17 protein-coding genes and 1 pseudogene are annotated in these 20,260 nt (G+C 57.5%); 8 read left to right on the forward strand and 10 right to left on the reverse strand.

Annotated elements, in window-relative coordinates:
* Nucleotides 1-12: 12 nt before the first annotated feature.
* Complete coding sequence (locus GB927_RS28545) at nucleotides 13-804, reverse strand: alpha/beta fold hydrolase (protein WP_256120618.1); 792 nt, start codon at nucleotides 802-804, stop codon at nucleotides 13-15.
* Nucleotides 779-1,378 carry an amino acid synthesis family protein gene (locus GB927_RS28550; protein ID WP_439655539.1) on the reverse strand — a complete coding sequence of 200 codons (600 nt, stop codon included), beginning with the start codon at nucleotides 1,376-1,378 and terminating at the stop codon, nucleotides 779-781. Before GB927_RS28550 ends, GB927_RS28545 begins: the two co-directional genes overlap by 26 nt.
* Nucleotides 1,379-1,479: 101 nt before the next feature.
* Between GB927_RS28550 and GB927_RS28555 the strand changes: the two genes are divergently transcribed.
* From GB927_RS28555 to GB927_RS28575, 5 genes are all read left to right on the forward strand, one after another.
* Complete coding sequence (locus GB927_RS28555; RefSeq protein ID WP_256120619.1) at nucleotides 1,480-2,160, forward strand: GntR family transcriptional regulator; 681 nt, start codon at nucleotides 1,480-1,482, stop codon at nucleotides 2,158-2,160.
* Nucleotides 2,161-2,399: 239 nt separating this feature from the next.
* On the forward strand, nucleotides 2,400-3,077 hold the full coding sequence (locus GB927_RS28560) for a hypothetical protein (RefSeq protein ID WP_256120620.1): 678 nt from the start codon (nucleotides 2,400-2,402) through the stop codon (nucleotides 3,075-3,077).
* Nucleotides 3,070-4,290 carry an XRE family transcriptional regulator gene (locus tag GB927_RS28565; RefSeq protein WP_256120621.1) on the forward strand — a complete coding sequence of 407 codons (1,221 nt, stop codon included), beginning with the start codon at nucleotides 3,070-3,072 and terminating at the stop codon, nucleotides 4,288-4,290. The genes GB927_RS28560 and GB927_RS28565 overlap by 8 nt, the downstream gene beginning before the upstream one ends.
* 174 nt (nucleotides 4,291-4,464) lie before the next feature.
* Nucleotides 4,465-5,310: a hypothetical protein gene (locus GB927_RS28570; protein WP_256120622.1), complete on the forward strand. Its 846-nt coding sequence runs from the start codon at nucleotides 4,465-4,467 to the stop codon at nucleotides 5,308-5,310.
* A 144-nt stretch (nucleotides 5,311-5,454) separates the two neighbouring features.
* On the forward strand, nucleotides 5,455-7,629 hold the full coding sequence (locus tag GB927_RS28575) for a CHAT domain-containing protein (RefSeq protein ID WP_256120623.1): 2,175 nt from the start codon (nucleotides 5,455-5,457) through the stop codon (nucleotides 7,627-7,629).
* A 58-nt stretch (nucleotides 7,630-7,687) separates the two neighbouring features.
* On the opposite strand, the gene GB927_RS28580 is transcribed toward GB927_RS28575, so the two are convergent.
* A complete protein-coding gene (locus GB927_RS28580; RefSeq protein WP_256120624.1) occupies nucleotides 7,688-8,692 on the reverse strand; it encodes a hypothetical protein in 1,005 nt (334 codons plus the stop codon).
* A 145-nt stretch (nucleotides 8,693-8,837) separates the two neighbouring features.
* Between GB927_RS28580 and GB927_RS28585 the strand changes: the two genes are divergently transcribed.
* Both GB927_RS28585 and GB927_RS28590 read left to right on the forward strand, forming a co-directional pair.
* A complete protein-coding gene (locus GB927_RS28585; RefSeq protein ID WP_256120625.1) occupies nucleotides 8,838-9,614 on the forward strand; it encodes a phage Gp37/Gp68 family protein in 777 nt (258 codons plus the stop codon).
* Nucleotides 9,615-9,648: 34 nt separating this feature from the next.
* Nucleotides 9,649-10,896 carry a three-Cys-motif partner protein TcmP gene (locus tag GB927_RS28590; protein ID WP_256120626.1) on the forward strand — a complete coding sequence of 416 codons (1,248 nt, stop codon included), beginning with the start codon at nucleotides 9,649-9,651 and terminating at the stop codon, nucleotides 10,894-10,896.
* An 18-nt stretch (nucleotides 10,897-10,914) separates the two neighbouring features.
* Here the strand turns inward: GB927_RS28590 and tcmP are convergent, their stop codons facing one another.
* From tcmP to GB927_RS28620, 6 genes and pseudogenes are all read right to left on the reverse strand, one after another.
* Entirely contained in the window at nucleotides 10,915-11,814 is a 900-nt protein-coding gene (gene tcmP / locus GB927_RS28595; RefSeq protein WP_256120627.1) for a three-Cys-motif partner protein TcmP, read from the reverse strand.
* Nucleotides 11,815-11,955: 141 nt separating this feature from the next.
* On the reverse strand, nucleotides 11,956-15,357 hold the full coding sequence (locus GB927_RS28600; RefSeq protein ID WP_256120628.1) for a DEAD/DEAH box helicase: 3,402 nt from the start codon (nucleotides 15,355-15,357) through the stop codon (nucleotides 11,956-11,958).
* On the reverse strand, nucleotides 15,344-16,120 hold the full coding sequence (locus GB927_RS28605; RefSeq protein ID WP_256120629.1) for a Hachiman antiphage defense system protein HamA: 777 nt from the start codon (nucleotides 16,118-16,120) through the stop codon (nucleotides 15,344-15,346). The genes GB927_RS28600 and GB927_RS28605 overlap by 14 nt, the downstream gene beginning before the upstream one ends.
* 355 nt (nucleotides 16,121-16,475) lie before the next feature.
* Nucleotides 16,476-16,736 (reverse strand): annotated as a pseudogene (locus tag GB927_RS28610) (helix-turn-helix domain-containing protein); the annotation flags it as partial.
* A gap of 22 nt (nucleotides 16,737-16,758) precedes the next feature.
* A complete protein-coding gene (gene scpB / locus GB927_RS28615; protein WP_256120630.1) occupies nucleotides 16,759-17,406 on the reverse strand; it encodes an SMC-Scp complex subunit ScpB in 648 nt (215 codons plus the stop codon).
* 2 nt (nucleotides 17,407-17,408) lie between these two features.
* Entirely contained in the window at nucleotides 17,409-18,362 is a 954-nt protein-coding gene (locus tag GB927_RS28620; protein ID WP_256120631.1) for a DUF1403 family protein, read from the reverse strand.
* 127 nt (nucleotides 18,363-18,489) lie between these two features.
* On the opposite strand from GB927_RS28620, the gene GB927_RS28625 reads away from it, so the two are divergent.
* Complete coding sequence (locus tag GB927_RS28625) at nucleotides 18,490-19,581, forward strand: tyrosine-type recombinase/integrase (RefSeq protein WP_256120651.1); 1,092 nt, start codon at nucleotides 18,490-18,492, stop codon at nucleotides 19,579-19,581.
* A 36-nt stretch (nucleotides 19,582-19,617) separates the two neighbouring features.
* Here GB927_RS28625 and GB927_RS28630 read toward each other — a convergent pair whose 3' ends face one another.
* Nucleotides 19,618-19,965: a DUF6283 family protein gene (locus GB927_RS28630; RefSeq protein ID WP_256120632.1), complete on the reverse strand. Its 348-nt coding sequence runs from the start codon at nucleotides 19,963-19,965 to the stop codon at nucleotides 19,618-19,620.
* Nucleotides 19,966-20,260: the final 295 nt, after the last annotated feature.

Genomic DNA, 20,260 nt, shown 5'->3' on the forward strand with positions numbered 1-20,260 from the left:
GGACCGAATGTTTCAGCGCGTGGCCAACCACGCGGCGAGCGCTCGATTGACCTCTTCAGGCGCGGTCAGGTTCACCATGTGACGGTGCCCCTCGATCACCACGGCCCGTCCTCGGCGAGCGGCGGCGGCCATGTCCCGCGCCATGGCGGCGGTCGAATTCAGGTCGCCATCCCCCGTCAGGAACAGCGCCGGGCATTCAACCCGGGGCCAGCAATCCGCGTAGATCGCGTCACCACCGGCAAAGGCGGCGTAGGCCGCGGCATAACCAGCCGGATCGACCGCCTGCAGCAGATCCCGCACCAGCGCATAGGCTTCGGTTTGCGCTTCATCCTGCGAGAACCAGCGCGCAAGCGGCGCCACTCGGTCAAATGCACCCGAGCCGATTTCCTTCGCCCGCGCTTCCACGGCCCTGCGCGCGTCCGCGCCACGACGATGCACACCATTCAGCAGTGCTACGCGCCGCACTTTCTCAGGTGCCGTCGCAACGATGCCGCCGGCTATCAGCGCGCCCATCGAATGCCCTGCGACATTTACCGGCCCCGTCTCCGCTTCCTCCAGGAAACGCCGGAACCACTCAACGTAGCGCGACAGCTCAGGGGCGCCCGACAGCGCATCCGAAAAACCGTGGCCGGGAAGATCGACTGCGACCACACGAAAATCATTCGCCAGCCGGTCGATCTGCGGCTGCCAGGCCTCGATGCGCATGCCGACGCCGTGGATGAGAACGAGGGTTTCGTCCCCCTCGCCCCGCTCGAGATAGGCAGCGCCCGAAGGCGTCTTAGACCGCGGCAGGGTTTTCGACATCGTGGCCCAGCTCCTTGAGGTCCTGGTACCGGTCGCCGATGCGATGATGCGGGCGGCCGCCGATGGAAGCGCCAAGCGCGATGACGATCTCGTCTGCGGCAGGCGCATCCGGGATCGCGCACTGAATGGTAAGGTAATGCGAGCGGCGGCCTTCGTCATTCTTGTCCATCAGCGGGATCATGATCGGCGCATTTGCCGGACCGCGTGTATTGCAGAAGGCAAGATAGGACTTGGCACCGACAGCGCCGCGGTAGTGATTGCCGAAACGCAGCGTATGAATGAGCGCCGAAGCATGCTCCACCTCGCCATCGAGCCCAACCACGGCAGATTTTCCATAGGCCTCGACAGCCTCACCCGAGCCGGCCTCATCAATGATCATCTTGGTGAGGAGTTCGCCGAGGATCGGTGCGACCGCATGAATTTCCGGCTTCAGGTCCTCGACGAAACCGCGACCCGCCCAGGGATTTTTCACGACAGCCATCGCGGCGATCAGCTTCAGCGGCTTGGCCGCTTCCTTGCCACCTTCCACGAAGGTCGTTTCCACATGCAGCAGCGTTTTCCGGACCAGCGTCACCGAGATATCCTCCTGTCTTTCATCTGCTCATATCTTGGTATACCATCGGACAAAGTGTCAAGCCATTGTCTGAAAGTTTTTTTGGAGCTATGACTGTGGTCATGAAAAAGAACGCCGAAAACCTTGCCGCCCTACGCATCGAAACCCCGCCAGCAACACTTCGGGAAATCGCGCTCGATCGCATGCGCCGCGCCATCATCGGCGGCCTGTTCGAGCCGGGGGAACGATTGGTGGAGCGAACGCTGTGCGAACAGCTCGGCGTCTCGCGATCCGTCATCCGCGAGGTTATCCGCCATCTCGAGGCAGAAGGCCTCGTCGAGATGCTGGCCAAACAGGGACCGATCGTCGCGACCCTCAACTGGGACGACGCGCGCCAGATCTACGAGATTCGCGCCGCGCTGGAATCGACCGCCGTTGCCGATTGCGCGAAAGTCGCCGGGCCTGAGATCAAGACTGCGCTTCGCAAGGCGATGGGCGAATTGGAACGCACATCGAAACAGAATTCCCCGGTCGGCGTACTCGACGCGACGACGGAATTCTACAAGATCGTCTTCGAAGCCGGCGGCAACAATATCGCCTGGGAAATCGTCAGCCGTCTGAACAGCCGCATCTCACGCCTGCGTGTGATGACCCTCTCGACGTCGAACCGCATGACATCGGGACCATTGCAGATCAGGGAGATTTTCGCAGCGATCGACGGCAATGACGGGGAGGCAGCGGCCTCAGCTTGCCGCGCCCATGTCGGGGCGGCCGCGGCAATTGCGAAAATAATCTTGAGCTAGCGCGCATCATGCTTTGCTCTTGAACGGAATCGAACCCTCGGTAAGGACATTCTAGGAGAGGTAAGCGACTGGCATTACAGTAATTTTTCTAACCCTCGTTTGTTCAAATACACCTCTCCATCCGGCCAAGCTTCCAGCAAATCACACTCGCACGCTCTTCAGACTTTACTTTTATAGGCATTTTGTACATTTTACTTTATCGATCAAGCGCACGGTGATTCATGAGCCTAAGTGATGACGTGAAAAGTATCGTCTGCAGCGACTGTGATTCACCGTTCGTTGAAAGTGTCTCGAATTTCGCGGCTTGGGAATATCGCGTTCTCTTTGACCGTCTCTTGGAAGATCCAACATTCTCGCCAGAACAGCGACTTCAGGAGTTCTCTCGCGGTCGCGCGTTAGCGGTGTCGAAGGCTATGGTTCGTGCCGCTCAAAAACACGGCGTGCCTTACGACATTAAACGCTTGAAATGTAACGGCCAAAATAAAGTTTTGGTAAAGATAGGCCGCATCGTTATTCTGCAGGAACCAATGGCATTTCTCTTTGGCGACAGACCCAAAGCTGCAGCTTATAAAACAGAAATCAGTCGCTATTCTGGTGTTGTAACGCAGCTTGAGCTTGACTTGGGCGACAGGCCTTCAAGCCTGCTTGACTGGTCAGATGGGATTCTCGCCGTACTGCTTCATGGTGCATCCGGCGCTCGGTTCGGTGAGCGGGACTGTGAGTTAGGGGCATTAATGCTCGCCATTCCGGATGCCGCGTATGAAAACTGGATATTGCGCATTGACCTCCACGACATTGCGATGTTTGGAAACCAGCCGATCGACGATTCCAAGGCTTTCCGACAGGAGAATGTTCAAGAAGACCGCGTCGTCGTCAAAAGGAAGCTCAAGAAGCATAAAACGAGATCACATGGCTAAGGGTGTTGCGACATTTTCCGGACAGAGGTTGACGGAAGCTAGGCTAGCGAAAGGTTTGTACAAAAATGCTCTCGCCGACCGGATTGGTGTCACCGCGATGCAAATCACGCGGTATGAAGCCAACCAGGATCGCCCGACGCCAGAGAAACTCGGCTCAATCGCAGAAGCGCTTGGGTTCCCGTATGAATTTTTTACTAGAAAGAGTTGGCCTGAGCCGTTGGGTCCAATTTTCTGGCGCAGTCAGGTTGCCGAGACAAAGACGGCCCGGGACATGACCGAGCAGCGAATGAGATGGCTGTGCGAATTGTTCTGGACACTGGAGGAGGAGCTGGATTTTCCCGGTACGGATATTCCTGAGCTCGATGTGCCAGACGACTTCCGCCAGATTACACCGACTATGATCGAGGGATTTGCAGAACGCGTTCGGCGAGATTGGCGATTGAAAGATCTGCCGATCCGCGACGTTGTCTTGAGTGTGGAAAATGCCGGAATCCCCGTCGTGATGTTAGACATCCCGTCCGAGAAGCAGGATGGCTTCTTTTTCAGGTCCTCTCTTTTAAATCGGGCGTTCATCGGCGTGAACGTCCATAGTGTAACCGCCGCACGGGCAAGGTTCGACGTGGCGCATGAACTGGGGCATCTAATTCTCCATAAGTACGTCACGTCGGAACAGGAGCGCGACGCAGAACTCCATAAACTTCTGGAGCAACAAGCACACCGCTTTGCCGGGGCTTTTCTTTTCCCGAAAGACCGTTTTTTCGAAGAGGTCGCCGTTCCGACGTTGGATTATTTCCACGCGCTAAAAAAGCGGTGGGGCATGTCAATCGCTGCGATGATCTCGAGATCGTCTGACCTCGGCATGATCGACAAAGACGCAAAAAGTCAGCTTTTTATCTCGATGAGGCGTCGAAAATGGCGAGGGCCAAACCGAGAACCGTTCGACAGCACAATGGAGTTGGAGCGACCAAGAATGTTGCTGCGAGGTGTGAACGCTCTTTTGGATTCTGGCGAATATTCTATCGATTTCCTTGAACATCTGCTGTCCCTGCCCACAAATGAGATCAACCAACTCGTAGGCATTTTCGGCGTTGGGGAGAAAATCGGACATCCGATAATGCCAGAGACTTTCCATAAGCCCGCGGTGCGCGCGATGGACCTCGAGACCGGAAAGCTCATTAGTTTTCCGACGCGAAATCGAGCCAAGATGCGTTGATCTCGTCGCAAGTTCTCCTGCAGACGACCTTTACCGTCCAAGCTCGTGTTTTCATGCTTTTTAAAGTCGCTCGAAAAGCTGGGAGAGCATATCTCGACCCCTAACGGAATCATCACATGCCCTCGCTCTTGGCAAAACCTATGATAGAAGGCCAGAAGGCTGGGGGACAAACGCATGGAAGACGATGATGACAGGGTAACTCTGCCCACTGGATCGAAGCGCATCATGATTGGTGCGGCGGTATTCAGTCTGGTCTGGCTCATTGCAGCGAGCATCATTGCTTGGGCCTTCCATTGCGGAGTCCACGCCCCGCTTAAAATCAACGAATGGGGTGATTACGCGGCAGGAGCGTCGGCGCCCCTCGCGTTCCTCTGGCTTGTGGTTGCTGTGTTTCTACAGTCGAGAGAACTGCGGGAACAGCGACAAGAGCTGTCGTGGACGCGGAAAGAATTTAAAGAAAACCGGACAGTGATGAGGGAACAGGCGACCGAGGCTAAAAACCAGGCCAGTTTCATAAAAACGCAGACGGATATCCTAAAGAAATCGTCAGACAACGCAGACGCTGAGGATATCTTCGCTGCCAACGTTGACCTCATCGCTACTAGATTGCGCCAATACACGAACGCATGGAGCATGGTGCTGGAGGAAGGCCAAGGGCCTGATGGTATCGCACATGGCGTGGTTTTGGGCATCCGAACGAAATTTTATGGTGACGCCTCCGACAAGCGTGTCATCGCAAAGACGGTTCAACTACTTCGCACAAAAATTCGGGAGATGAAGACCGAGAATCCGAAAGCGAGGCTACATGCGCAATATCCATATGACTTCCAAAGGATCTACCGCGCCGTGATGGAAGCAACTGGCAGCATCGCAGCACTTCCGGCCAGCTACCAGATCAAGGCAAGAACACTCGAGCTAGATGAGTTGAAAGAACAGCTCCATTTTCTAGGAGATCACGCAGGAGTAACACCGTTCGACCCCATAAGCAGGCCCGCCACTTTCCTACCGACTGGCCCTTAGCCAGTATTTCCCGCTTCCGCTCGTAGTGAGACCGGGCACGCTGCGTTGCGGCACTTACGGCAGCCGATAACACGAGATTGAGCCGCTGCTAGTATTTGGCGCTCATAGACTTGGTGCGATATACGGATACGGAATGATAGCCTCATGAAAGACGCGGAACCGCACGTAAACTGGCCATCGATGATACGGTACGTCGTCGTCCTGGACGAAGACAGCCTCGAAGAGGCAAGCATATTCCAAGGAATTTCGCCTAGTATGCTCAATATGGAATGGGCCTTGCGGTCGATTTCCGAAATGCCGGCAGACATCTTTGATTTTGGCTTGCCTCTCGAGGCCAGAAAGGCAAGGCGGATCACAGGTAAGGGCTGGAGTTGGACACCCCTCACAATCAGCAACTTTCTACGGCTCCGCATCACCCATGACGATCCATACTGGGTTGTATATTCTGCGTCGGAGGCCATCTTCAGCGCACTTTCAGATTGGGAAGGTCGTCAGACACTACCCGTTCTTCATATCTCCGCCGATGACGCTGGCGGCCTCGCTCCAGATAGAGCGCGATGGACCCATGTGCGCGACCATATTCGGCGCGTTGCAGTGAAGCTCCATGAACGGACGCAAGGGTTCCCGATCGCCGAACTTCGGAAAACCTTGAAAGCATGGCGTAAGCCCACCGCTCCACGTTTGGATCTCGTTGCCAAACCTCACAACTGCACGATCGCCAACCTCGTCACGCTGCGCTCGCTCGGTTTCAGCTTCGCGGGCGAGGAACCGCTTATGTCGCCCCCCGGCGATGAGAGCCCGCACATCAATGCGATCGCGGAGTCTGCGAATGCTGTGATTTCACAACAAGACAGCGTTGGGGTTTTTCCAGCCCTATTTTCCCATTTTCCAAAACCTGATCGGATCGTTATCGCTCCATCACTATACGCACACACACGCCAGCGCCTTAGGCCAAACACAGATGCGCCGGCAGGCCTTTTCGAAACTATACGGATCATACAGCAGCAGAAAGGCTACACGTTCTCTGGTCCTGGTGCCGCCATGTTGCGAACTATGTCCCCTGCTGGCCAGTACATCATGGGGTTGCGCGCTCAGGAATTGAACGTGCAAACCCTCGCAGTCACCCTACGCGCGGCGTCAACGCTGGCTGCCACATTGCGGCTTCCGAACGGGGTGAACCTTTCATCAGAACTGTCAGATTTCACAGGCCATGTGAGAGGCGGGCGAAGCACCGGTGGGAACGGCAAGGCCGAGCGTGTGTTTCGCAATGTTCAGAGATCCCTTCGGTCTTATACCCCTCCGGCGTTGCTGGATATTGTTGCCAGTAGCCAGACAGGGGTGAAGCTTATCGCCGACGCACCGCTTGAGTGGCTACCTGTGGGGGATCTGCCTCTGGCAATAGCTTTGGACGTCTCACGCATTCCAACGACGCCCGGCAATCTGATGATGACTCAGCTCATGAGAAGCGAGACGCTTTATCTCAAGCCCAAGGCGTTCGGCGAAGTACTGGTGGTATCCTCCTTTTCCCCGAGTGACCCGATCCGCCACGACGTCCGAATAGCGATGGAGACCTTCACCAAGACTGCCAAGGAACATCTAAATTTCCGGCAGGTCATAGTGAGTTGCCGCGATCAGTTCGTCGAAGCCGTCAACAGCTTTCATGGCGCCATGATGATCTTCGACGGTCATGGGTCGCATGATCGCAACAGCGGCGCCGGCTTCCTGCACATCGGCGCGGAGAAGGTTGACGTCTGGGAACTGCGCGGGAGGCTGCGGCCTCCTCCCGTTGTTGTTCTCAGTGCATGCGATACTCACTCGCCGGATCGCACACACGCCACCGCCGGCGCTGGGTTTCTGACTTGTGGCGCAACCTCCGTCGTCGCAACCCTTCTTCCGGTGCGCTCAAAGAATGCGGCCCTCTTTGCCGCTCGCCTTTCGATGCGCGCCGCGTGGTATACGCATGCGGTTGTCCATGGCTCGAAGCGGCCCATACTCTGGAGTGAAGTTGTAGGTAGTATGCTTCGCCTCGACTTTCTTTCCGATTTGATCGGCCGATTGGAAAAAAAGAAAAAGCTCTCCCCACGGCCAGCAGCCGATCTGCGCACAGAAGTGAACATGTTCGTCCACACTCGAGACACCGATTGGTGGGCGAATGCCAAGGCTAGGCTAATGGAGGTGACAGGGCTTGAAGCTGACGATATGGCGCGCTTGGTTTCGAAGACGATCGCCGAGGGCGACAGCGTGCGGTACACACATCTAGGAAATCCAGATTTGCTTTGCATCACCGACAATGATGTGCTGAGCGCTGTCCACCCCTGAACCCCCTGTTCTTTACACTAGGATCAGCCGCGGGCCGGGCGTGTTGAAAATACCCAAGCTACGGCGACGCAAAGAAAGTTCTTTCGTACATTCTCCACCCCAAAGTAGAGATACGAGTATCTTTTGGCATCTGACCCAACTCCAGAATTGTTGTGTGGCGGCGAATATTGACTTCGGTCGCAGCCATCCAAGACGCAATAAGATTTGTCTTCCAGGTGAGCTGTTTAGGCAACGGCGTAATCAGACCCTTGCGAGGGAACACCTTCTCATTGACAAATCCTGTGCATAGCTCGCCGAAGGCCCCAGTGGTCAGGTCCGCGATGGCCGCTAGGTCTTCGAGAACGAGACTTCCATCATCTGCAATGCCCGTTGTGCTGCAGCGAATGTGGCCTAGGGAATGAGAGAAATAAGAAGCCATAACACGCTGGAAAAGTTGCGTTAGGTCCGTAAGCAAGCTCACGTTCGCGGCAATATCGTCCTCATCGATAATCCAAAGAAGGTCTTGTCCCGGTGAGGACAGCCCTGACAAAAGAAATGCGCTTAGGTGCAAAACTCGGAGCAAGCGCTCTTGCACATTCGGCTTCCATCGCTTCAATAATTCGGCGCCCACCTCATCCTCGGCAGGCTTGGTGAAAAATGATCCACCCGCTTTGGAGATGGCAAACTGTGCCAAGTAGCCTTCGATACCAGCTGCCGCTTGCATGAATGGCACCAGTGCCTGACGCCGCATTCCATCGTTGAGTGCCTTAAATGACATTCGGCGGCGGTTCGGCAGAATAGCATCACGGAATTGGCGTTGCAGCGCCAACCATTCTTGGTTTTTAGCCAAGTCCAGTATCAAAAACGTGTAGGTATCAAAATGCTGCTTTTGATGATGGCCGCCGAAATCTGCGACAAGTAGAAGCGTGCGACCCCGCTTGAGGAATGGGAATTCCGAACGGTTAGCACTGACATCAGCGTTAAAGCTGTCCGCCAAAAGAGCCCCCACACCCGCAGGCGAAAAGGCTGGTTTGTGGATAGACGAAGGTAACAGATCGGATGAAACCCGAAAGGAAGTTGCCATATGCGTTCAGCTTGGTCGTCGAGATAAAGTTTTCACTGTGGAGAAAAGTCGGCAGCATTTCTACAATCTAAAGACGAGCACTGCAAATTAACGGGAATTAAGGGTATGTTGATGTCATATCAACCGGACTATCGGAGGGTTGCAAATGGCTGAGACACAGATCGAATGGACCGACGCGACATGGAATCCCGTCGCGGGTTGCACCATCATGTCCGCTGGATGCACCAACTGCTACGCAATGGCCATGGCAAAGCGACTGGAAGCTATGCATGTTGACAAATATGTGGGCTTAACCCGTAAGAGCGGTACAAGGACAATCTGGACCGGGGTTGTGCGGGAAGACGAATCCGCTCTCCTCATTCCGCATGCCTGGAAAAAGCCCCGCAAGATTTTCGTCAATTCGATGAGCGACCTTTTCCATGATTCGGTCTCCGATGAATTCATTCTAAAAGTCTGGCAGGTGATGCGCGAGACGCCACACCACAACTACCAGATTCTCACCAAACGGCCAGAACGTATGGCGACTGTTATCCACCAGGTGATTGGCGACGTTTTGCCGAACGTGTGGCTTGGAACCAGTGTCGAGGACAAAGCTGTGACGGACCGCATTGACCATCTTCGTCAAGTGCCGGCAGCCATTCGCTTCATCTCCTTTGAACCGCTGATCGGTTCTGTCGGAGCCATAGATCTTACGAATATCCACTGGGCTATCGTTGGCGGAGAAAGCGGCAAATCTGCTCGACCACTGCAGGAGGAGTGGATCGATGAGATATACAACACTTGCCTAGAACACGATACGGCGTTCTTTTTCAAGCAATGGGGAACGTGGGGCAAAGATAACAAACGGCGTTCGAAGAAAGCAAATGGCCGAGAATATAAGGGTCGCACATGGGATCAGATGCCAATCCATGCAGTATCGTGAGCTGACCACAGAACGTTTTCACAGTGGGGGATGAGTGGTCAGGAAACGGTATGATTGGGAAGGTGGCGCGCAACTTGACGAGCACTCGAAGCGCAAACACAAGATTCTGCACGAGTACGTTCTGCAATATATAGTCGTCAGATGTAAGCACCCGCAGCAGCCACGTTTTCGCTTCGCCATTATCGACGGTTTCGCTGGTGCCGGACGATATGCTGGAGGCGCCGTGGGCTCGCCGCTTATATTCGTTGACCGAATGCGGGTGGCTGCCGAGCAGATAAATCTGGCACGGGCGATCGAAGGGCTCTCCAACATTGACCTCGAATGCCACTTGATTCTGAACGACGCCGACCCAGCCGCAGTTTCTCTACTTAGGCAGAATATTGCTCCATTGCTTGCCGAAGTGCGGGAAACCAGCAAAAATCTTCGGATTGAGACCAGCATCCTCAACGAGCCATTCGAAGACGCTTACCCAAAGATCAAAACGATACTAACATCGGCGAAAATTACGAATGTGCTGTTCAACCTGGATCAATGCGGACATAGCTATGTGGACCGCGCCACCTTGGTAGATATAATCCGGACCTACCAATCCGAAATTTTCTACACCTTCAGTATCCAGTCGTTCTTGGCCTTTTTGAGCCGAACAAACCCCGATCTCCTGCTGTCACAACTGGCTTTCCTTGGCTTGCCAATTCGAGATATCGAACAGTTAAATTTTCCTATGAGCAACGAACGATGGCTGGGCACGGCTGAGCGCCTCGTATTCGATGCGTTTCAGGTCTGCGCGCCATTTGTGAGCCCTTTCTCCATCCACAATCCAGATGGATGGCGTTACTGGTTTATCCACTTCGCCAAGTCGTACCGCGCCCGCCAAGTCTATAACAACGTCTTGCATGACAACAGCAGCTCGCAAGCCCATTTCGGCAGGGCCGGCCTAAATATGCTGAGTTACAACGCTCGCCATACAGACGGCCATCTTTACCTATTCGATCAAGCAGGGCGCACAACAGCAGTTGATCAACTACGGGATGATGTCCCTCGACTTCTAGGCGAGCGGGGCCATGCGATTAATGTCCTTGCTTTCTATGAAAGCATCTACAATTTGACGCCTGCGCATTCGGCCGACATACTTTCATCGCTAATTGGTAACCCCGAGCTCAAGGTCACGACCAAATCCGGAGGCGAACGCCGCAAGGCCAGTACCATTAAGGTAGATGATACTATCAGGCTCAACCCGCAACGGACATTCCATCAACTTCTACGGCCGATTGAAAACCGCTGAGCAGAATTCTGATTGTATCTAGGTGGATCCTTTCCGGACCTTAGGTAGCTTATCCCCCATTCTCAGGATGTAATCTGCACCCTCAAGGCCCTTGCGATGCGGGCCGGCCCACAACAAATAGTAAAGCGGTGCGCCACGCGTGTTGCAGATCAGCCTTGGCGTCGACACGAAGCCGAATGCGTCCTTCAGGTTCCGCCGATACAATTCTAGCAAGCGGTCAGAATAATCGTCTCGCTTGCGGAGTTCTGTGGATGCGAACAGGCCATGGGCATCAGAAGAGTAAACCTCATCGAACCATTCGCGGCTACCGAAGTAGCGATCCAACGTGTCTGCCCAAGCGACGGGAACTTTGCCATCATTGGGGAGCATTCGATTGAGCGCCATGTTGAGCGCGAAATTCACAACAACCTCGAACAGTCCGGTATTCGCCAAGGCCTGTACGCTCGACCACTCGAGCCTCGCACCAAAAGGGTCGAGAAACGCGACGCCACGATGACTACTCTTCGAAATTGCTTGGCCTGCGACCCATGCAATTCCTTCTGTTGCTGGCGCTTTTAGTTTCGTTATGTGCCGGCGCTCGCCGAATTCGGCTTCGACATCGCTCAGTTCCTCGGCGCGGTTAGCATCGGGTTCTATAAAAACGTAGCGTGAAAAGGGGTTGGCTATGCTAAGCGCAACCCTGGGCGATCCATCAAGGAATTCAGCCTGCCCAGAATCTTGTTCGGCGGGCGCTTCCAATAAATCGAGCATTGCGAGCGGCTCATTCTTGCTACGAATCTTTGCGCGCCCGCCACCCGCAAATGCGTCAACATAGATGGTGCGCCACGGCTGGTTCTTCAGGACCTTCGTATAGAAATCGAGATAGCGGGCCAGGATATCTAGCTTTTCTTTTGCCCATGGGCCAACCTCAGCGACCATCAGAACACTCACAGCGATTCATCCAAGCCCACAACGTAGGGGTGTTTTGAACGCCATTCAATTGGCGTGAACACCTCAAAGAGAATTACGCAGTGCTTCGAAGCGGTTTGTGATGTCGTGTGCAATACCCAGCGTTGGTGCCTACGGTAGTTCCCAGCGGGCTTCGCCACGGCCAATCCTTATTATTCGGGCGCTCTGGCCGTCGGCCGCATATTCAACATGCAACAGGCGGGGAGAGAATTGCCTTAGGCGATGTTTAATGCCAACTACGTGCTTGAAATCTGGCGTCGTTACCGAGACCACTCCGTCAGCCGGGTTGATGCTGATCCGACCGGGGATCGCGCAGTTGAGGAATGCTGGAAGGGCACTTTGCATATTCCATTCCTGCGCTGCCCATTTAACTACTGGCCCCGATAAGGCCTCGTTTCGGAACTGTTTCCAGATGGAGCCAGTGTTGGCTGTCGGCCAGTCTGGCTGGTCGCTAAGTGCTGCAATCTCATTTGAACCTAACCACTGGTTCATTTCCCCACGCGTCACGAAAGCGGGTTTGGTCTCACGGATGGCGGCCATAGCCGCGATCCGCGAGGGCAGGCCTGCTCGAACTAGCATCGCCATCATTGTCTGCGGAACGCCCGCCTCAATAGTTGCAGCGGCGCTGCCCTCAATGGTATCGCTTTCACCACCCTCGGCGCGTCGACGCATGCGGACGGCTTCGATCGCCCAGACGAGCCGGTAAACAAAAGCGTCCTCGACAACTCGCATGTTTTCGAGCCCAAGAGCGACGACGTCTGTACCAGCGAGCCAAGCACCAAGCAGGTCGCGCCAGTTGCCAGGCAGCTCGACATCCGGAACGAATGGCCGGATCGCGAACAGGCGTTCGGCCATGCCAATGAGCGACGCGCTGAGAACAGGGAGGTTTCCTGCCAAGGCGGCGGCATCGGCTTGATCCAGCAAAGCGGTGAGATCCGCCGCTATCGCGTCGATAGCCAAGCCAGCTTCAAGCCCGACACCCATGGCAAACGTCGCGCGACGCTGGTTTACGGTAGACTTGTTCCAAATCAGGCTTGCGCGTGCCCAAAGAACCCAGAGCTGGTTCGATCGAGTTTGGGGGCCGAGGCGACCGATCTGGCGTGCCCAAAGCGAGCCAGTCAATGCCTCGTCAAGAAGACGCGGGAGTTCCGCACTGTCGGTGTCGAGAGCCTCGATCAAACCAAATACGGTTGCGTCCAACCGCTCGATCAAGCTTTCGATTGAGTCCGTATCCTCCGCCTGGTCTTGCGGATACCATGCTTCCTGCGCGTTGGCGAGATACTCGATAGCGTCGGCCCGAAGGAAGACGTTTGTCCGTGCGAGACGCGTTATGACTTCGGAGATGACTGAAATGATACCGCTCGTCAATGAGCGGGCCTTTGACGATCCGACAAGCTCCCGCCAGGCTCGGGCCCGCCAGTTTTCGGGCTGGTACATGACGTGAAGCACAAGGCCCTCCAGGTCGACAAAGGCGCGGCCAGCCCTACCCGCCACGTTGGCGAACTCTTCGCCGGACAGCGGCACGCCCGCCCGATAGAGTGTGGGAATGAGAAGCACGGCGGCATTCAGATTGAGCCCCTGCGCAAGAGTAGGCGAGGCGACGGTTACGCGGAGAATCCCGGCGGCAAGCAATGCCTCGACCTCTCGGAGAAAAGGGCCCGGCAAACGCCCGTGGTGTATGGCGACGCCAATGGGCAAGCATTGCACCGCGGGATGGTTTGGACCCAACCATTCGCGACCGACGGCCAGCGCGCGTTCCACCTGCGCGGGGTCATCGAGCAACGACGCCAGATATCCGCGCCTGTGAAGATCGACAACAGTTTCCGCGTAACCTTCAACATGGTCGCGTTGCGTGCAGAAAATCAGCGCTCGCTTCCCCTGAGCCGAAAACCTCCACGCGGCCGCAAGCGTCAGCTCCTTGTTGTCTCTGGGAAACGGAGTTCGCCGTGGGCGAATAGCCGGCTCCTCGGGAATGAAGTGCCTTATGTAGGGGCCACCCGCTTCGAGGTCGAAGCCTAGCCGGCCGGATTTTCCCTGCCACGTGAGTGTTCCAAAACGCTGTCGGGTGGGGCGCCAACCCGACTGTATTGGAGAACCGGGTGCATCACTGCGTATCCAAGCGGTGAGATCATTGAGCTGGTCTCCATCAGGGAGTATCGCTGAGAGGCACACGATACGGCGGGCTGCATTGTCCGGACGGCGGAGTAGTCGTTGCACCAAGCTTTCGTAACGTATCTCGCGTTCACTCGGTCCAATGAGATGGCCCTCATCGAGGACGACCAGCCCAACGTCGGCGATGATGGTGGGATCGTTACGAAGCGCGAAGTCCAGTTTCTCCGGCGTGGCTATTACGATATCCTGCGACCGAAGGGCGTCCTCATCGCCGATCGCCACACCACTGGCGCCATAGAGCGAGGAAACCGTGAACCCGAGGCTTGCAAATGTCTTCCGAAAGGAGCGCTCCGTCTGCGCAGAAAGAGCTCGCAGTGGTGTTACAATCAGAACGCGATGACCAGATGCGAGCGCCATTAACGCGGCGATCTCGGCAATTCGCGTCTTTCCGGCGCTCGTCGGAAGAGCAACGACAAGATCATCAGCGAGATCTATCGCGCGCCGCGCCGCCTCCAGTTGCGACGGCCAAAGTTCGACCTCTGCAACACGTCTGGAATAGAGTTCTCCGACAAAGAGTCTCCGCAGCGCCCTATATCCTTCGGCACCAGCCGGCCCCTCGACGGGAAGGATTTGATGCAGGCTGCTAGCCCACAGGTCATCGATCAGGTTCAGGGCGATCCGTGCAGTCCACCACAGGCTCACCGCACTTGCGTGCTTGGCCAAGGAGATTGCTCTGCGCAACAACGACCTCGCCTCATCGACGAGGGCTGCGACTCCCGTCTGAAGTGCGAATTCGAAAAAGGCGAGCGAACGGAAGATCGTCGTCGTGACAACGAGCCTTACCACATCGTCCGGGTCAAGCTCACCTTCCGCTGCAGACCGCGTAACGCTCTCGTCGCCATGGGCCGGATCGAGAAGCCAATTTCTTGCTTGCGTGCCCAGCCTGTCGAGGTCTCGCAGGATGAGAAACGCTAGTGCTTCCTCAGGTGGTGCGAAATTCGGCCGGTCAGTTCGCTGTGAAATTAGCGAAAAGGCCAATGCGGAATAACTTGCAAGATGATATGATGCGGCGCCTGCTATGCGATAAAAACCTCGGTTGACGTCATCCGGCGCGCCATTTTGAACCAGCGCCTCAAACGCATTGCCGGCCCGTGCAAAGCCTCTCCGCCAAACCTCTGGCTCGCCCTGCGCCTCGCGAAGAGCCATGGATGCCCGCAACAGCGATAAGGCGTATTCTGCAAGATCCGTGTCGATCGTGTTGCCGAATGCAGGCGCGTCGTCTGGAAGAACGCCGTCTTGACGAACGATAGAACGCGCCTCACCGCGAGCCTGCAGCCGGCCTCTGGCGCCGTCTGCAGCGACCAGGTTTAGGAAGGTTGTTAGCTCCTCAATCGTTTCCAAGGGCGAGAGCTCCTTCGTACGAAAGCCTTATGAACTCCTGGTGATCAACGATGCGAAGATGAATAACCGTGTGCGTCCGCTCGGGACCGGCGGCCTGAAGATCATCAATGAGCGCCTGAGGTGTTGCATTTCCTGACATCGTAAAAAGAGCGTGGTCTATGCGTGTCGCAGGTACTGCTCGATTGGCCACTTCATTGCGTATCGCACGTCCGACCGTCGCGCTTTCATCTTCGCGCTCCATTAATCGGTCGGCGATGAAAAGCAGGGAAGTCGCAGTCGGACGGCCGTTGTCGCGGGAGAGGGCCATTCGGGCTTCGGATATTGTCGCGCCCGCCAGTTGCGCACGGCTCTTGGCCTCCCCCTTTAGCAGGAAGAGATCGCCGGCGGCGTCCATACGCACTCCGATAAAGTCGTCGCCTCGCAAGGCCATCTCGCGTCCATCTTTGTAGCGAAGTCGCCGAACTGGAACGGAAAAGCCAAGTTGCTCCTCAACAAGTTCCGTTGCTAAGATTTCGCCGAGTTCGCCTGATCGTGCACGTGATGTTCGGGGAAGGCGCTCAGCCAATAGGGCGGCAGCGCCAGGAAAGCCCAGATCACGGATGTCATCGGCAATGCGCTCCATGTCGTCGTAGTGCGAGCGAAGGATATCTGGAAGCCGATCGGCGATTGCCGCCCGCCCACCGTCGAGTTCTGTCAGGCGCCGAAGATGCTTGCGGCCATCCTGCTGATGATCACTGTCGCACCAATCATTGAATAGTGGCACGTTCCCCCCTTGCCGTCGCAACTCGTCTGGTCACGTTCGGTCATCCATGCCATTGCCTCGACCTACTCAACTAGTCCGAGTAGGCAGGCTTACTCGCCTTTTGTGTTAAATTACAACAGCCAATTCACTTTACTGAGAGTATCCGCGATTTTTGACGCGAAATGGGGCTCGATCCGCCCAGCGTGTTCAATTTTGCCGTAGATGTGCTTGCGCATGCTCAGCACGGAGCGGAACCCTATCGCTTTCGCGTAATCGGACGGTAAGACGCCGCATGGGACAGCTCGGCGCGGAGGAAGCGCCGATCGCCCTGCCATAAGGCGCTCGTGAATTCGAACCCTTTTTGGAATGGATTTCTCTAGATTACACCCCACGCTAGAAACCTCCCCCTCCCCGTCATTTCGCGAAGCCCAAGCTCCGTCACGATCCGCCTCGCCGCCTGCGGCGTGACCCCGAGCGTTTTGGTGACCGTCCCGGCATGAACGAGCGGTGTCGCCATGACGAGATCGACAAGCTCCGGCAGTTTCGAGGAGATCCGCCTCCCCGACAGTTTCCGCTCCATCATTTTTCGCGGGAGCGCCAAGCGGTCATGCTCTTTCATGCCGATCTCGGCGGCCGCGGTTTGCGCCTTATCAACTCTTTCATCCCCCCTCCTTCCGGCTGAGCAGCCCCGCGTCCTCGAGCGCCTCGACGTCGGGCAGGTCGCGCAACGTCTGCAGACCGAAGGCCGAGAGAAACTGTCTTGTCGTCACATAGGTGTAGGGTGCACCCGGCGTCGGGCTGCGCGGACCGGAAGCGAGGAAGCCGGCATTGCGCAGGCTGGCGATCGTGTCGCGACCGACCTCCTTGCCGAAGATTTTCGACAGGTCGCCGCGGGTGATCGGCTGGAAATAGGCGATCGCCATCAGCACCATGGCGTCGAAATCGGACAGCGACGGCGCCGCACTCCGCGTCGAGGCCTGCGACGCCCTAATCGGAACGGCGAAACGCGAACGCGTTCGGTGCTGCCAGCCGCCGGCGACGAAGACGATCTCATAGGGCCGGTCACGGAGTTCTTCCTGCAGGTCATCGATCAGCAGGTCGATACTGCAGTCCTTGCCGAGGACACGGGCTAGCGTCTCCCGGCCAACCGGCTCGGCAGCGGCAAAGTTTACCGCCTCGACCCGCAGCATCCATTCGCGCCAGCGCAGCTCCAGTGGCAGATCCGACAGCTCCCGATCCAACAAGCGTTCGCGTGCGTCCTTCGTCCGAGACGTTCGTGTTTTGCCCGCAGCCTCCGTTTCAGCCATCGTCACAATCCATAGATTCGGAACGCGCTGCGGCCGGACAATTCGCGCACGGCGCCAAAGCCTTCCAGCCGGTCGAACAGCCGGGTCGCCGCCCAGCGCGAGAGATTGTTGCCGGGCGCCGAGGCAGCCACGGCGTCCTCTTCGAGCAATTTAGCGATGACGGCGCCGGCGCCCTTGGTGCGAACCTTTGGCATCGCGGCGCGCAGCGTCTCCGCGCGGCGCGCAATCTCGCCGGCGGTGCGCAGGGCACCGCCTGTTGCCTCGGTGAGGGCGAGGCAGACGGCCCGGGCAAAGGCCGGTTCCCGCGGGTGCACGCGGCCCCTGCCCCCAAGCGTCTTGAAGGCCGGCCCATAGCGCTCGGCCATCAGCAGCGGCACGGCAAAATCCCATGTCAGCAGCGTGGCGATCAGCATGTCAGCAAGCGCCCAGGCCAGCGATTCGGCATCCGGGCGCGCAGCATAGATGGCGCTCACCAGGTCCGCCGCGGCAAGCGGCGCGGGACGGCCGGATTGCAGCGCGTCGTCGGCGTGGTCGACGACCGCGGCCAGCCGGTCGTCCCAGGCCAATTCCAACAGATCGGCAAGCTCGGCCACCGCTTTCGAGGAGAAAGCGGGTTTTCGGGTGGAAAGCCTTTTGGTGGCCAAAAACACCTTTCCGGCCGGGCCGGGATCGTCGCCAGCAGCCGTCCGCAAGAGCGCATCCCGCAACGCGGGCTCGTCCTCGCTGCGGCCCATCAGCCGGACTGCGACGGCAGCACATTTCAGAGCCTGGCGCGCGCGCCAGCAGCCGGCCCAGACGGGTGCAGAGCGGACAAGATCGTCCAGTGATTTCAGAGCGATGCCGGCGGCGAAGGCGGCAGTGAGTTCGTCCGGCTCGCGGCCACGCGGCAGGGTCCAGCCAGGCAAGGCAGTGGAGAGCACCGGCGCCGCGGCGAGAGGGGTGATGGGCGAATCCATGGCCGCCATCCTATAATGGGTGCGCGGTTTATGCTATATATTGCGACGTAAACCGCACAGCTTGTCTTTGCTCTATAATGATTGATAAACTTGGCTTATCGGACGTAAAATGATAGCCTCCCGAACCATGGAAAATCCTCCGGCAAAACCGCCCGAAATCGACGAAATCCCCTCCCCCGGCCCGCGCGACCTCGTCATATCGACGGCCGCGTCCCCGCCGGCGGCGCGGCTGGAAGCCCTCGTTGCGACCGCGACGGCCTATGCCAACGCCGCCAGCTCGGAAAACACGTGCGACGCCTACGCCAAGGACTGGCGGCATTTTACCGCCTGGTGCCGCCGCGAAGGTTTCGACCCGGCTCCGCCATCGAGCCAGGTCATCGGCCTCTATATCAGCGCCTGTGCCTCGGGCACCGCCGCCGGCGACGCGAAGCGCGGTTCCCCTGCTCTTTCCGTCGCGACGATCGAGCGCCGTCTCTCCGGTCTCGTCTGGAACTTTACCCAGCGCGGCATGCCGATGGATCGCGCCGACCGGCATATCGCGACGGTGCTCGCCGGCATTCGCCGAAAGCACGGAAAGCCGCCGCGGCAGAAGGAGGCCGTGCTGGGCGACGACATCAAGGCGATGATCGACACGCTCGGCCATGATCTGCGCGGGCTGCGCGACCGCGCCATCCTTCTTCTCGGCTTCGCCGGCGGCCTGCGGCGCTCCGAGATCGTCGGTCTCGATATTGTCCGAGACGATCAGAGCGACGGCCATGGCTGGATCGAGATTTTCCCGAACCAGGGTGTCCTCGTCACATTGCGCGGCAAGACCGGCTGGCGTGAGGTCGAAGTCGGCCGCGGCGCCGCCGACAACACCTGCCCCGTGGCAGCGCTCGAGCGCTGGATCCGCTTCGGCAAGATTGCGCGCGGCCCGCTCTTCCGGCGCATCTTCAAGGACAACAAGACCGTCGACGTCGAGCGCCTTTCCGGCAAGCATGTCGCCCGCCTGGTTAAGCAGACGGCCTTAGCCGCCGGCATCCGCGCCGATCTTCCCGATGGCGAGCGCGTGCTCCTGTTCGCCGGCCACTCGCTGCGCGCCGGTCTTGCCTCGTCGGCCGAGATCGAGGAGCGTTACGTGCAGAAGCAGCTGGGCCATACCTCGGCGGAGATGACGCGCAAATACCAGCGCCGGCGCGACAGGTTCCGCAATAACCTCACCAAGGCGTCGGGGCTCTGATCGGCCGCAGCCGGCTGAAAGAGCCCTCCCCTGCTGTCAGGCGGTCTCGTTCGGCCGCGTGTCTTGAAACCGCTCGTGCTGCGGACCGTCGAGAACAACGGCGTCGAAGTTCTCGCAGGATCTGACCTGAAGACGCAGCGGGATGTTGTTGCCGGCCCCGATCTGGTTCATCAGCCAGCCGACACAATGGGCTTCTTCTCCCGGAGGATGCTTATGGCAGGCCATGGCCCGACCCGTACCCACCAGCGATCCGGGCGCCGCGATGGTGCTGGCCAGAGAGCGATGCAGCGTCTCGCTGTAGCCGTGCGGGATATCGTGGGGGTTCGTGGAGACCTTCCAAGGACATTTCGCACATTGCCTGACGCGCTTCAGTTTCCAGCTCATCCCGATTCCGATCCTTCGTGATGGCTCGATTTACAGCCCTGCGCTCGATCATCCAACCCAATTCGACCGCAGAAGGGTATCCGGCGTCCCCCTCCCCTACTCCAACATGGGGCGGGAAAGGTACAATTCGGGGACCAGATTTTTCGCTTAGCGCTTCAATTGAAATCGGGAAGTAAAAGCGACAATAGGTATCAATGTCGTGCTCGATTGAACAGAGTTCCGTCGGTGCTCCCTTTGGCGACCATAACCATTGGATTTCCGGGGTTTCCGCCTCGCTTGCATGCGAAAGCAGCAG

Source organism: Shinella lacus, from assembly GCF_010994755.1.
Taxonomy (GTDB): domain Bacteria; phylum Pseudomonadota; class Alphaproteobacteria; order Rhizobiales; family Rhizobiaceae; genus Shinella; species Shinella lacus.

Bases quoted from the DNA above. Each gene is read 5' to 3' on its own strand.
- GB927_RS28555 (WP_256120619.1), top strand. From the start codon at position 1,480: ATGAAAAAGAACGCCGAAAACCTTGCCGCCCTACGCATCGAAACCCCG.
- GB927_RS28575 (WP_256120623.1), top strand. From the start codon at position 5,455: ATGAAAGACGCGGAACCGCACGTAAACTGGCCATCGATGATACGGTAC.
- GB927_RS28630 (WP_256120632.1), bottom strand. From the start codon at position 19,965: ATGAGCTGGAAACTGAAGCGCGTCAGGCAATGTGCGAAATGTCCTTGG.
- scpB (WP_256120630.1), bottom strand. From the start codon at position 17,406: ATGGCTGAAACGGAGGCTGCGGGCAAAACACGAACGTCTCGGACGAAG.
- GB927_RS28545 (WP_256120618.1), bottom strand. From the start codon at position 804: ATGTCGAAAACCCTGCCGCGGTCTAAGACGCCTTCGGGCGCTGCCTAT.
- GB927_RS28570 (WP_256120622.1), top strand. From the start codon at position 4,465: ATGGAAGACGATGATGACAGGGTAACTCTGCCCACTGGATCGAAGCGC.
- GB927_RS28620 (WP_256120631.1), bottom strand. From the start codon at position 18,362: ATGGATTCGCCCATCACCCCTCTCGCCGCGGCGCCGGTGCTCTCCACT.
- GB927_RS28585 (WP_256120625.1), top strand. From the start codon at position 8,838: ATGGCTGAGACACAGATCGAATGGACCGACGCGACATGGAATCCCGTC.
- tcmP (WP_256120627.1), bottom strand. From the start codon at position 11,814: ATGGTCGCTGAGGTTGGCCCATGGGCAAAAGAAAAGCTAGATATCCTG.
- GB927_RS28625 (WP_256120651.1), top strand. From the start codon at position 18,490: ATGGAAAATCCTCCGGCAAAACCGCCCGAAATCGACGAAATCCCCTCC.
- GB927_RS28580 (WP_256120624.1), bottom strand. From the start codon at position 8,692: ATGGCAACTTCCTTTCGGGTTTCATCCGATCTGTTACCTTCGTCTATC.
- GB927_RS28565 (WP_256120621.1), top strand. From the start codon at position 3,070: ATGGCTAAGGGTGTTGCGACATTTTCCGGACAGAGGTTGACGGAAGCT.